This window comes from Cryobacterium sp. MP_3.1 (genome assembly GCF_035984795.1).
Taxonomy (GTDB): Bacteria; Actinomycetota; Actinomycetes; order Actinomycetales; family Microbacteriaceae; genus Cryobacterium; species Cryobacterium zongtaii.
In genome coordinates this window covers 164,139-176,771 of the sequence record NZ_JAXCHV010000003.1, presented here as the reverse complement: position 1 = coordinate 176,771, position 12,633 = coordinate 164,139, and the positions used below count along the sequence as shown (strand labels likewise).

Below are 12,633 nucleotides of genomic sequence, written 5' to 3'. Positions count from 1 at the left end.
CACATTCCGAACCCGGAAGCTAAGACTCTTTGCGCCGATGGTACTGCAGGGGGGACCCTGTGGGAGAGTAGGACACCGCCGGACTTAACTTAGAAACACACAGAAAAGCCACCCCGACCGGGGTGGCTTTTCTGCGTTTAACCCCCAACACCGGGAGCGCGAGTTTTCGGTGCTCAACTGACAGTTCGCGGCCATGGCACGATGGGGACTCACCTTAATCCGGGGGAAAGAGCTATGACCGTCGCCACCTGGCCCGTCGCGGAACTGCACGTGCATATCGAGGGCACCCTCGAGACCGAGCTGCTCGTGACCCTGGCCCGACGTAACAACGTCGAACTGCCCAGCTACGACCCCGCCGCCCTGCGAGAGCTGTACAGGTTCACCGATCTGCAGTCGTTCCTCGACATCTATTACGACAACCTGGCGGTGCTTCGCACCGAGGCCGACTTCTACGATCTCGGGATGGCGTACCTCACCCGGGCATCCGCCGCGGGAGTGCGCCGGGCCGAGATCTTCTTCGACCCGCAGACGCACCTCGCCAACGGCATCCCTCTCGGCGTCGTGTTCGCCGGCCTCACCCGCGCCCTCGGCGACGCCCGCGCCACGCTGGGCATCTCCGCCGACCTCATTCTCTGCTTCCTCCGTCATCTGGGCGGTCGGGCGGCAATGGAGACCCTGGAGGCGGCCCTCCCGTACCTCGACCAGTTCATCGGCGTCGGACTCGACTCCGCCGAGGTCGGTTTCCCGCCCTCCCTGTTCACCGAGGTCTTCGCCAGGGCCACGGCCCTCGGGCTGCACAGGGTGGCGCACGCAGGCGAGGAGGGCGGGCCGGACTACGTGCGCGAAGCCCTCGACCTGTTGGGGGTGGAGCGGATCGATCACGGCATCCGCGCCATCGAAGACCATGACCTCGTGGAAATTCTGCGCAAGCGGCAGATCCCGCTCACGGTGTGCCCGCTCTCGAACGTGTGCCTGCGGGCCATTCCGATGCTCGGTGTGCATCCGCTGCCCGCCATGCTCGCTGTCGGCCTTCTGGTGACCGTCAACAGCGATGACCCCGCCTACTTCGGTGGCTACGTCGATGACAACCTGGCTGCCCTGCAGCGCGAGTTCAGCCTGGATCACCACCAGATGGCGACGCTGGCCCGCAACTCGTTCGTGGCCTCGTTCCTGCCCGAAGATGAGAAACGCCGACACATCACCGCCGTGGACGAGCACCTTGAGGGGTTGCTGCGACTAACCTCGGGAGCATGAGCAATAGCCTCCCGAACGTGCAGCAGGACCTCGGTGTGGAGGTCGTGGCCCTGGTCACCAAGTGGCTGGCCGACAGTGCGACGATCCCAGCAGACGTCTCCGCTGAGCGGCTCGCCGGCGTCCTGAAGGACCCCAACGGCCTCGACTTCACCGTGGGGTTCGTCGACGGCGTCATGCGACCGGAGGACGTGATGGTCGCCGGCTACAACCTGCAACGGGTGGCCAAGCTCGCGCCGGCCTTCCTGCCGCCGGTGCTGCGAGGCGCCATCGGCGTCGGCGGCGTCATGGGCCCGGTACTGCCGTGGGTCGTGATCCCGGCTGCCCGCAGGGTGCTGCGCCAGATGGTCGGTCATCTGGTGGTGGATGCGACGGCAGAGAAGCTCGGCCCCTCCATCGAGGCACTCAAGGAATCCGGCAACCGGCTCAACATCAATCTGCTCGGCGAAGCCGTGCTGGGCGAGAAAGAGGCGCTGCGTCGCCTCGCCGGCACCCGCGAACTCCTGGCCAGGGACGATGTGGACTACGTGTCGATCAAGGTCTCCTCGATCGCCAGCCAGCTGTCGATGTGGGCGTTCGACGAGGCCGTCGACAGGGTCGTCGAACGCCTGACCCCGTTGTACGAGCTCGCCGCGGCGTCACCGACACCCAAGTTCATCAACCTCGACATGGAGGAATACCGCGACCTCGACCTCACCATCGCGGTCTTCGAACGCATCCTCGACCAGCCGCGGCTGCAGGGCCTCGAGGCCGGCATCGTGCTGCAGGCCTACCTGCCCGACGCGCTCGGCGCGCTGCAAGGACTCACCCAGTGGGCGCACGCCCGCCGAGCCGGCGGCGGCGCCCCCATCAAGGTGCGCCTGGTCAAGGGGGCCAACCTCGCGATGGAGCACGTGGATGCGACGGTGCACGACTGGCCGCTCGCCACCTACGCCAGCAAGCAGGACACCGATACCAACTACAAGCGTGTGCTCAACTGGGCGCTCACCCCGCAGAACACCGACGCCGTGCGCATCGGCGTGGCCGGGCACAACCTCTTCGACGTGGCCTACGCGCACCTGCTCGCCGAGCAGCGCGGTGTGGACGACCGCATCGAGTTCGAAATGCTGCTGGGCATGGCCACGAGCCAGGCCGAGGCCGTGAAGAAGGACGTCGGCCGGCTGCTGCTCTACACGCCGGTGGTGAACCCCGCGGAGTTCGATGTGGCCATCAGCTACCTCATCCGCCGCCTCGAGGAGAACGCGAGCGAGGAGAACTTCATGTCGGCGGTGTTCGAACTGGCCGACACCCCGGCCCTGTTCGAGCGGGAGAAACAGCGCTTCCTCGACTCCCTGGCCGCCCTTGAGACCGCACCGGGCACGCCGGGTGGCACCGTGTTCGTGCCGCCGGCGAACCGGGACCAGGACCGCTCGGTGGTTGTGCCTCTCGAGCCCCTGCCCGACATCGACTCGCCCCCACTGACGACGCCGCCGGCCGAGGCCGACGACCCCAACCTCACCGCGATGGTGCTCGGTCTGACCCGGGGTTCGGTCTCCACGAGTCGGTCGGTCCTGGGCGGCTTCCACAACGAACCCGACACCGACCCGTCGCTCCCGGCGAACCGCGCCTGGGGCCGGAGCATCCTGGCCAGGGTCGAGACGTCGATGCTGGGCAGGGAGAGCATCAAGCAGGCCCGCATCGATGACGCCGACAGGCTCGACGAGGTCATCGCCACCGTCACCGCGGCCGGAGCCGCCTGGGGGAAGAAGTCGGGCATCGAGCGCGCCCAGGTGTTGCACCGCGCGGGTCTGGCCCTGGCCGCCAACCGCGACCGCCTGATCGAGGTGATGGCCTCCGAAACCGGAAAGACCATCGCCGAGGGCGACCCGGAGGTCAGCGAAGCCATCGACTTCGCGCACTACTACGCCGCACAAGCCCGCGAGCTCGACAGGGTGCAGGGCGCCATCTTCGTACCCTCCCGGCTCACCGTGATCACGCCGCCGTGGAACTTCCCGGTGGCCATTCCGGCCGGCGGCGTGCTCGCCGCCCTTGCCGCGGGCTCCGGCGTGATCATCAAGCCGGCGGCCCTCGCCCAGCGCACCGGTGCGGTGATGGTCGAAGCGCTCTGGGAGGCCGGGGTGCCGCGCGAGCTTCTCGCCCTCGTCGACCTGCCCGACCGGGCTCTCGGTAGCCGGCTGCTGGCCCATCCCGACGTCGACAGGGTCATCCTCACCGGTGCCTACGAGACCGCCACGCTGTTCCGCGGCCTGCGAGAGGACCTCCCGCTCCTGGCCGAGACCAGCGGCAAGAACGCCATCATCGTCACCCCGTCCGCCGACCTCGACCTGGCCGCCGCCGACGTGATCAAGAGCGCCTTCGGCCATGCCGGCCAGAAGTGCTCCGCCGCCAGCCTGGTGATCCTGGTCGGGTCGGTCGCTCGGTCCACCCGATTCCTGGGCCAGCTGGTGGATGCCGCAACATCGCTCCGGGTGGGCCGCCCCGCCGACCCGGACAGCCAGATGGGCCCCATCATCGAGCCCGCCGACGGCAAGCTGCTGCACGCGCTGACCGAGCTCGGCGCCGGCGAAAGCTGGCTGGTCAAGCCCCAGCTGCTCGACGACGACCTCGAGACCGGGGTCGGGCAGCTGTGGTCGCCCGGTATCCGCAGCGGCGTCGCCCCCGGCTCGTACTTCCACCTCACCGAGTTCTTCGGCCCGGTGCTCGGTGTCATGCACGCCCGGAATCTCGAGGAAGCCATCCGCTACCAGAACGCCGTCGACTACGGGCTCACGGCCGGGCTGCACTCGCTCGACGCCGACGAAATCGCCCAGTGGGTCGACACGGTTCAGGCCGGCAACCTCTACGTGAACCGCGGGATCACCGGCGCGATCGTGCGGCGACAGCCGTTCGGCGGCTGGAAGCGCTCGGCGGTCGGACCCGGCTCCAAGGCCGGCGGCCCCAACTACCTCTTCGGTCTGGGCGGCTGGGTCACCGATCCGGGAGTCAACAGCTCCACCCTGCACCTGCGGGGCCTCGAACAGCGCATCACCGATCTCATCGAGGCTTCTCAGCCGTCGCTGCCCTACGAGGAGTTCGACGTGCTGCGCCGCTCGGCGCTCAGCGACGCCCTCGCTTGGCGTGAGGAGTTCGACGTTGTCGCGGACGTGTCCGCGCTCGGGCTGGAGCGCAACCTGTTCCGGTACCGCCCGCTGCCGGTCACCGTGCGGCTGGGCGACGACGGCAGTCTGGCCCTGCTGTTGCGCGTGATCGCGGCCGGCCTGCTGTCCAAGTCCAGGTTCGTCGTCTCCAGCGCCCTGCCGGTACCCCCGAGGGTGCGAACCGTCCTCGCTCCCCGCGATATCCCCGTGATCATCGAGAGCGACGAGGAATGGCTGGCCAGGGCAGCCGCCGGCGGAATCAGCACGAGCCGGGTGCGGCTGATCGGCAGCGACCCCCAGGTCGGAGCCGCTGTTGCAGGCACCGCTTTCGCCCACGCCCTCGGCGGCAGCCCGGACATCGCCGTCTACGCGCATCCGGTCACCCAGTCCGGACGGGTCGAGCTGCTGCCGTTCCTCCGGGAACAGGCGATCTCGATCACCGCGCACAGGTTCGGCAACCCGAGCACCCTCACGGATGAGGTCATCTAGCGCAATAATGGCTGCGGCCGAAGGCGAGGTGATCAAGTGACGGCACCGACGTTCCTCCGGCTGCGCCGTGAGGCCTGGGGATTCATCATCGGGTCGGTGCTTTTCATCGTGGGTGCCGTTCCCGGTTTTCTGGATGCTGTCGGCCCGGTGGCCGACAACCTGACCTTTTTCATCGGCTCACTGTTCTTCACCCTCGCCGCGTTCATCCAACTCAATCTCAGCGGTCGGCGGCCGCCGCGCAGCACCACCAACCGGCCGGACCGGTTCGACTGGTGGGCCGCGGCCATCCAGTTCGCCGGCACCCTGTTCTTCAATCTGAGCACCGCGACGGCCCTCGCGGCCAGTCTCGGCGGCACCGAGCGCACCGGGTGGCGGCCGGATGCCTACGGGTCTGTCTGCTTCCTGCTCTCCAGTCTCCTCGCCGTTGTTGCGACCACCGGGCGAGATGCCCTGTGGGACCCGAAGGCGCGAACCTGGCGGGGCGCCTGGCTGAACCTCCTGGGGTCGGTGGCCTTCGGCATTGCGGCGGTCGGCGCGTATCCGATAGCGGAGTCCGGCCAACAGTTTCTGGCGAGCTGGGCTACTGTCGGCACCATCACGGGTGGTGCCTGCTTCCTGGTGGCCGCCGCCCTCACCAGACCCGGTACGCCGCGCCTCTCCTGACCCTCCCCGAACCCGGGCGCGCGGCCGGTGACGGCACCACCGTCAGAAAGGCTGATAATGGAAGGTAAGCGTCGCCGCATCCACCGACATTCGGAGCCGCTGCGGGCATCAGCTCACGCACGGTTGACACCCAGACTTCTGGGAGAAAATCGATAGGACATGATTTGTCGCCACCCATAACTCGACAGGGGACCCCGTTGGACGGAAACGCAACAACGATGCACCGCAATGTTGCGTTGTTGTCGGTCGCCACGACCATCGCCCCGCGCATCACCACCTCCGAAGAGATCGATGCTCGCCTGCAGCCGGCGCTCAAGCGACTGCGCCTGCCCAAGGGGCTGCTGCAGCGCGTCGCCGGAGTGCACGAACGACGCAACTGGGACGTGGGGCAGGCCTTCGACGACGCCGCCGTCTCCGCGGGTAAACGTGCCCTCGCTCAGGCCGGGGTCGATCCCAGCGAGGTGGGGCTGATGATCAACACCTCGGTCACCCGCAAACACCTGGAACCCTCTGTCGCGGTGCGCATCCACCACGGACTCGGCCTGCCGTCGTCGGCCACGAACTTCGATATCGCCAACGCCTGCCTGGGCTTCGTCAACGGCATGACCCTGGCCGCCCAGCTCATCGACTCCGGCCAGATCAAGTACGCGGTGATCATCGACGGCGAGGATGCCGACGAGATCCAGACCAACACCATCGAACGCCTCGGCCGGCCCGACATCGGACGCAAGGACTTCATGAGCGAGTTCGCCAGCCTCACGCTGGGCTCCGGCGCCGCTGCGGCCGTGCTCGGCCGGGCCGACGCGCATCCGGAGGGACACCGCATCCTCGGCGGCGTGACCCGGGCGGCCACCCAGTTCAACGACCTCTGCGTCGGCAGCGTCGATGGCATGTTCACCGACGCCAAGGCCCTGCTCAAGGGCGGCATGGAACTCGTCGTATCGGCCTGGACGGAAGCCAAACGGGATTGGAGCTGGTCGAACATGGACCGCTACATCCTGCACCAGGTGTCCGATGTGCACACCAACGCCATTGTGAAGGCCACCGGACTGGACCGCAGCAGGGTGCCGCTGACCTACCCCGGCTACGGCAACGTGGGGCCCGCCTCCATCCCGATCACACTCTCGGAAGAGGCCGCTCGGCTTCAGCCCGGCAACCGGGTCCTGCTGATGGGCGTCGGCTCCGGCCTCAACACGGCCATGATGGAGATTCAGTGGTGAGCTTCCGGCTGCCGCGTACCGCGACGGCCCTCGCTCCGGCGAGCGTGCCGCCGAGCGGGCTTCCCGGCCTGGACTCGGACTGGTCCCGGATCGTCGATGTCGTCGAGAGCAGCCTGGCTGATGACGGCACGGCGCCCGGTGCCAGCCACGCCTGGCATCTGCTCGACAACGGCGAACAGCTGGCCGGGCTCGGGGCGGAGCCGGTCGGCACGATCCTGTGCGTGCACGGCAACCCAACCTGGTCCTACCTGTGGCGTGACCTCGTGGCCCAGGCCACCGCTGCGGCCGCTGCCGGCCGGCCGGCCTGGCGCGTCATCGCTGTCGACCAGCTCGACATGGGCTTCTCGGAGCGCACCGGTGTCGCCCGCCCGCTCGCCCGACGCGTGCGCGACCTTGACGACCTGACCCGTGCCCTCGGCCTCACCGGTCCGGTGGTGACCTTCGGCCATGACTGGGGCGGCGTGGTCTCCCTGGGCTGGGCCGTCGACCACCCCGAGCACCTCGCCGGCGTCATGCTGCTGAACACCGCCATCCACCAGAGCGACACCGAACCCATCCCCGCCCCGCTGCGCCTCGCGCTCGCCCGCGGTGTGCTCGGTGCCGGCACCGTGACCACCACGGCGTTCCTGGACACCACCCTCGCGCTCGGGCACCCGGCCCTGCCGGCCGCGGTCAAGAACGCCTACCGGGCGCCGTACCGCACCCCCGCCCGCCGCGGCGGCATCGGCGGCTTCGTCGCCGACATCCCGGTGGATGCCCGCCACGACAGCCACGCGGAGCTCGACCGCATCGCCGAGTCGCTCCGCTCGCTCACGGTTCCCGCCCTGCTGCTCTGGGGCCCGCGGGACCCGATCTTCAGCGACAGGTACCTGGACGACCTCAGCGACCGGCTGCCGCATGCCGCCGTGCACCGCTTCGAGGGTGCCGGACACCTCATCGCCGAAGACGTGGACTACGCCGGCGCCGCACTCGGCTGGCTTGCCGAGAGCCTGGTCGAGCCGAGCCCGGTGGTCGGGCTTGTCGAGACCCAGACGGCGCCTGCCGACGAACTCCAGCCCCTCTGGCACTACCTCGACGAGCTGCGGGACAGCGACGAGACCGCCCTCATCGACATGGCTCCCGGCACGGGCGCCGACCCCCGCGTGGTCAGCTGGCGGCTGCTCTCCCGCCGGGTCCGCGAGATCGCGGCCGGTCTGCACCAGATCGGCGTGCGCCGCGGCGACCGCGTGTCCCTGCTCGTGCCGCCCAGCGCCGACCTCACCGCGGTGCTCTACGCCTGCATCCGCCTCGGCGCGATCGTGGTCGTGGCCGACGCCGGTCTCGGACTCACCGGCCTCACCCGCGCGGTCCGCGGCGCCCGCCCGGACCACGTCATCGGCGCGTTGCCCGGCCTGATGGCCGCCAGGGCCCTCGGCTGGCCCGGCCAGAGGATCTCCGTCAACCGGCTTCCCACCGCCAGCCGTCGCGCCCTCGGCGTCTCCTACGCCCTCGCCGATCTGATCTCGCTGGGCCGGGACGAAGAGCTGCCCGAACCGCCCCAGCCGGGCGACGTCGCCGCGGTGCTGTTCACCTCCGGCTCCACCGGACCCGCTAAGGGCGTCGTCTACACCCACGGCCAGCTGTCCGCCGTCAGCCGTGCGCTGCACGCCCAGTATGGCGTCGGCCGCGGCACCGGCCTGGTGGCCGGCTTCGCACCGTTCGCGCTGCTCGGCCCGGCTCTGGGCGCCCGATCGGTGACCCCGGACATGGACGTCACCGCCCCGAAGACGCTGACCGCGACCGCGGTCGCCGCCGCCGTGGCCGCGATCGACGCCACCGTCGTGTTCCTGTCCCCGGCCGCGCTGGCCAACGTCGTGGCGACCCAGGGTGACCTGACCCCGGCCGACCGTGCCGCCCTGGCCCGGGTGACGAGCTTCCTCTCGGCGGGCGCCCCGGTGTCCGAACCTCTGCTGGCCTCGGCCGCCGCCCTGATGCCCGGAGCCAGCGCCCACACGCCGTACGGCATGACCGAGGGCCTGCTGATGACCGACATCACCCTCGACGGCATCCGCGAGGCCGCCATCGACGACGAGGCGCGCGGCCCCGGCGGCGTCTGCGTCGGCCGCCCCACGGCGACCACCAGGGTGCGCATCAGCGCCCTCGACGAAACGGGAACCGCCGTCGGAGAGCTCTCCGAAGCTCCGCAGGTCACCGGCGAGATCGTGGTCTCGGCTCCGCACGTGAAGGACCACTACGACAGGCTCTGGCTCACCGACCAGGCCGCCACCCGCATGGTCACCCCCGGAGAGCGCTGGCACCGCACCGGCGACGTCGGTCACCTCGACGCCTCCGGCCGGCTCTGGGCTGAGGGTCGCCTGCCACACGTGATCACCACGCCGCACGGCGTCGTCACCCCCGTCGGACCGGAGTTGACCGTTTCGGCCCTGGCCGGCGTGGATCGCGCTGCCGCCGTGGGCGTCGGACCGGCCGGCAGCCAGCAGGTCGTCATCGTCGTCGAGACGGTGCCGCCGGCCACCCGGGTCGGCCTGGCCGAGCCCGCGCTCGCCGCAGCCGTGCGCAGCGTTGCCGGCCAGCCGGTCGCGGCCGTGCTCGTCGTTCCGCACCTGCCCACCGACATCCGCCACAACTCGAAGATCGACCGCACCCGCCTGGCCGGCTGGGCGCACGGCATCCTCACCGGCGCCAGGCTCACCCAGCCATGAGGGTGCTCGTCACCGGTGCCAGTGGCTTTCTCGGTCGCGCTGTCGCGGCCGCCATCGCCGCCGCCGGCCACGAGGTGCGCTGCTTCCAGCGCCGGCCCAGCGGCGTCGCCGGCGCCACGGATGCGCTGGGCTCGATCACCGAGCCGGCCGACGTCGCCGCGGCCGTCGCCGGGGTCGACGCCATCGTGCACCTGGCCGCCAAGGTGTCCCTCGCCGGTCCGCCCGCCGAGTTCGAGACCGTGAACGTGGGCGGTACCCGCACCCTGATCGCCGCCGCCCGTACCGCGAACGTGCAGCGCCTGGTCTTCGTGTCGTCGCCGTCGGTCGCCCACTCCGGGGCATCCATCACCGGCAGTGACGCGCTGCCCGCCGATCCCGACCACGCTCGAGGCGACTACGCCCGCACCAAGGCCGCCGCCGAGCTGCTGGCGCTCGCCGCAGACTCGGCCGAGCTGCGGGTCGTCGCCGTGCGGCCGCACCTGGTCTGGGGCCCCGGCGACACCCAGCTGATCGCGCGGATCGTGGAACGCGCCAGGGCGGGCCGGCTGCCGCTGCTCGGGCACGGCGCCGCTCTCATCGACAGCACCTACATCGACAACGCCGCCGGCGCCATCGCGGCCGCGCTCGAGCGGGTGGATGCCGTACACGGCAACGCCTACGTCATCACCAACGGTGAGCCCCGGCCGGTGGCCGAACTGCTGGCCGGCATCTGCGCAGCGGCGGGCGTTGCGGCGCCGGCCTGGAGCGTGCCGGCGAGTGTCGCCCGTGCGGCCGGCTCGGTCATCGAGGCGGCCTGGCGGGTGTTCCCGGGCGAGGATGAACCGCCGATGACCCGGTTCCTCGCCGAGCAGCTCTCCACCGCGCACTGGTTCGATCAGCGCCGCACCCGCGCTGACCTGCACTGGACCCCGGCGGTCTCCCTTGACGAGGGCCTGGCCCGCCTCGCCGAGTCCTACCGCACCGCCTGAGCCCTCGACTAACGGCGCCTCACCCGCACTGCGGCGCGTGGCCCGCATAGCGGCGCGTGGCCCGCATAGCTCGGCGGGCGGGGTAGGCGCCGCTGCGCGGGTGGCACGCCACCCGCCTAGCGGCGCTTTACCCGCATATCGCTCTCAAAGCCCCGGATGCCCCCGGCGCTACACCCGCACAGCGGCGCCTCACCCGCACAGCGGCGCCTGACCCGCACAGCGCGCGCGAGCGGGGAGGCCGTGAGTCGCGCCAAGGTGCCCCTTCGGGCGTGCTGAAGGGGCGCAACGCCGCAATTCGCAAGCGATGCGCGCAGCGTGCTTGTCGACATCCGACCGACGGCGGCATACTCGCACCATGGACTTTCGCACCGTCATCGAGCAATCCGGTGCCACCGCCACGGGCATCCCCGTGCCAGAGGAGGTGGTCGCGGCGCTCGGCCCCGGCAAGCGGCACGCCATCACCGTCACCCTCAACGGGCACAGCTACCGCAGCTCGGTGGCACCGTACCGGGGCGCCTACATGATCCCCCTCAGCGCCGAGAACCGCATCAAGGCCGGGGTGGCGGGCGGCGATGAGGTGGACGTGACCATCGAACTCGACGATCAACCGCGCACCGTCGATGAGCCCGACGTGCTGCGGGCCGCGCTCGCCGCGGACACGGCAGCACGCACCGCCTTCGACGCCCTCTCCTACAGCAACCAGCGCAAGCACGTGCTCGCGCTCGAAAGCGCCAAGACCGACGCCACCCGTCAGCGCCGTCTCGACGCGCTTCTCGCTGAGCTGCGCGGTGCCTGACCTCAGCTACGCGGTGCCGGACCTCGCCCGCCCGGTCGGCTCAGCCCGGCAGCCCCAACGCCCCGCGCACGATGGTCAGTGCCTCACCGGGGTCGACCCCGAGCGATTTCGCCCGGTCGGCGTAGGCCACCGCGGCGAGCTGCATCTGCCGCTGCGTCGCATCCCCGGTGGCAGCCACGAAGGAACCCAGCCGCCCGCGCGTCTCGATCACCTCGTCCTGCTCCAGCGCACGGTAGCTGCGCGCCACGGTGTTGGGGGCGAGGCCCAGGTCTTCGGCCAGACGGCGCACCGTGGGCAGCTTGTCGCCGGGCGTCAGGGTGCCGGTGCGCACGGCCTCGATCACCTGGATGCGGATCTGCTCGAATGGGGGCGTGGTTGAGCGTGGGTCGACGACCAGTCTCACGGGCGGCCGCTCTCGACCGGGGCGGCTACTCCGTGTGTGCCGCGGCGCAGCTCCGCGGCCACGTCCGGCCAGAGCCGGGTGAGGTAGTGCGGCGGACGGCGTGACCCCATCGAGAGTAGAGCCACACCCACCGAGCCCATGACCAGTGGCACGATGGAAAAGGCCACAGATATGGCGGTTCCGGTTCCCGACGAGGGTGTCACCGCCGAGCTGACGGAGGTCAGCACCACGACCACACTGCAGAGCGCCCCCAGCGCGGGAGTCTGCACCAGTGCACGCAGCGTCCAACTGCGGAGAGCGTCGGACCGCGCCAACTCCATGTCGTTGCCGGCGGGCTGGCCCCGCCCCACCAAGCGAGTCGACAGGATGCGGCCGACTCCGGCCGATGCGAGCGAGATGATCCACAGCACAAAGCCGGGCCACCACAGGGAAGGGATGCTCGCGTCACTGAGCGCGTCGTCGGGATCGACCAGGATCAGCGCGGCCACGGCGGCCAGTGCCACTCCGCTGACGCCGATGGCAACGGGACCGCACCAGAGGTCGACGGTGGAGAGATAGTCCGCACGGCGCGGCGTGGGCGCCCGCGCCACGCGAGGACGATCGCCGAGCGAGACGAACGCCGACCTGAACTCCGCAACGCACAGCCCGACGGCGCCACCCAGGCCGGTCAGAACGATGAGCATCAGCCCGGACCATATGCCGCCGTCCGGTGATTCCGGTAGCGCGATAAGAGAAGCTGTCGAAACGAGCAGAGCGATCAGGGTGCCGACCAACACGCCGCGGGTCCGCGAACGGATGCGCGCGATCAGGACAGGCTCGACCTCCGGTGTGATGGCCAGGCCGGCGCGTCGGGCGGTATCTCGCAGCGCATCCGGGCGAATGACGGCACCTGGCCGAAGCTGCCACGCGAAGACGACCGTCAGCAGTCCGGCCACGACCAGCAGGGTGATCTCGTACGTGTCCACGGGCATCCTCGTTTGTTTGGTATTTGTACCAAGCTAACA

General features: G+C 70.2%; 9 protein-coding genes and 1 rRNA gene. 8 read left to right on the top strand and 2 right to left on the bottom strand.

Going from position 1 to position 12,633, the window contains the following annotated elements:
* The 8 genes from rrf to RCH12_RS03945 all read left to right on the top strand — a co-directional run.
* Nucleotides 1–84 (top strand): 5S ribosomal RNA (gene rrf / locus RCH12_RS03980); the annotation flags it as partial.
* 150 nt (nucleotides 85–234) lie between these two features.
* Nucleotides 235–1,254: an adenosine deaminase gene (locus RCH12_RS03975; RefSeq protein WP_327016092.1), complete on the top strand. Its 1,020-nt coding sequence runs from the start codon at nucleotides 235–237 to the stop codon at nucleotides 1,252–1,254.
* Entirely contained in the window at nucleotides 1,251–4,877 is a 3,627-nt protein-coding gene (locus RCH12_RS03970) for a bifunctional proline dehydrogenase/L-glutamate gamma-semialdehyde dehydrogenase (RefSeq protein WP_327016091.1), read from the top strand. Before RCH12_RS03975 ends, RCH12_RS03970 begins: the two co-directional genes overlap by 4 nt.
* A gap of 36 nt (nucleotides 4,878–4,913) precedes the next feature.
* On the top strand, nucleotides 4,914–5,540 hold the full coding sequence (locus tag RCH12_RS03965) for a hypothetical protein (RefSeq protein WP_103430270.1): 627 nt from the start codon (nucleotides 4,914–4,916) through the stop codon (nucleotides 5,538–5,540).
* 218 nt (nucleotides 5,541–5,758) lie between these two features.
* Nucleotides 5,759–6,760: a 3-oxoacyl-ACP synthase III gene (locus RCH12_RS03960; RefSeq protein ID WP_103430269.1), complete on the top strand. Its 1,002-nt coding sequence runs from the start codon at nucleotides 5,759–5,761 to the stop codon at nucleotides 6,758–6,760.
* Nucleotides 6,757–9,462: an alpha/beta fold hydrolase gene (locus RCH12_RS03955; RefSeq protein WP_327016100.1), complete on the top strand. Its 2,706-nt coding sequence runs from the start codon at nucleotides 6,757–6,759 to the stop codon at nucleotides 9,460–9,462. The genes RCH12_RS03960 and RCH12_RS03955 overlap by 4 nt, the downstream gene beginning before the upstream one ends.
* Nucleotides 9,459–10,430 carry an NAD-dependent epimerase/dehydratase family protein gene (locus RCH12_RS03950; protein ID WP_327016090.1) on the top strand — a complete coding sequence of 324 codons (972 nt, stop codon included), beginning with the start codon at nucleotides 9,459–9,461 and terminating at the stop codon, nucleotides 10,428–10,430. The genes RCH12_RS03955 and RCH12_RS03950 overlap by 4 nt, the downstream gene beginning before the upstream one ends.
* A 355-nt stretch (nucleotides 10,431–10,785) precedes the next feature.
* Nucleotides 10,786–11,226 carry a YdeI/OmpD-associated family protein gene (locus RCH12_RS03945; protein ID WP_327016089.1) on the top strand — a complete coding sequence of 147 codons (441 nt, stop codon included), beginning with the start codon at nucleotides 10,786–10,788 and terminating at the stop codon, nucleotides 11,224–11,226.
* Nucleotides 11,227–11,266: 40 nt separating this feature from the next.
* On the opposite strand, the gene RCH12_RS03940 is transcribed toward RCH12_RS03945, so the two are convergent.
* On the bottom strand, nucleotides 11,267–11,629 hold the full coding sequence (locus RCH12_RS03940) for a GntR family transcriptional regulator (protein WP_088454893.1): 363 nt from the start codon (nucleotides 11,627–11,629) through the stop codon (nucleotides 11,267–11,269).
* Complete coding sequence (locus RCH12_RS03935; RefSeq protein WP_327016088.1) at nucleotides 11,626–12,600, bottom strand: hypothetical protein; 975 nt, start codon at nucleotides 12,598–12,600, stop codon at nucleotides 11,626–11,628. Before RCH12_RS03935 ends, RCH12_RS03940 begins: the two co-directional genes overlap by 4 nt.
* Nucleotides 12,601–12,633 lie beyond the last annotated feature (33 nt).

Coding starts and splice junctions, on each gene's coding strand:
- RCH12_RS03975 (WP_327016092.1), top strand. CDS start 235: ATGACCGTCGCCACCTGGCCCGTCGCGGAACTGCACGTGCATATCGAG.
- RCH12_RS03970 (WP_327016091.1), top strand. CDS start 1,251: ATGAGCAATAGCCTCCCGAACGTGCAGCAGGACCTCGGTGTGGAGGTC.
- RCH12_RS03960 (WP_103430269.1), top strand. CDS start 5,759: ATGCACCGCAATGTTGCGTTGTTGTCGGTCGCCACGACCATCGCCCCG.
- RCH12_RS03950 (WP_327016090.1), top strand. CDS start 9,459: ATGAGGGTGCTCGTCACCGGTGCCAGTGGCTTTCTCGGTCGCGCTGTC.
- RCH12_RS03945 (WP_327016089.1), top strand. CDS start 10,786: ATGGACTTTCGCACCGTCATCGAGCAATCCGGTGCCACCGCCACGGGC.
- RCH12_RS03935 (WP_327016088.1), bottom strand. CDS start 12,600: ATGCCCGTGGACACGTACGAGATCACCCTGCTGGTCGTGGCCGGACTG.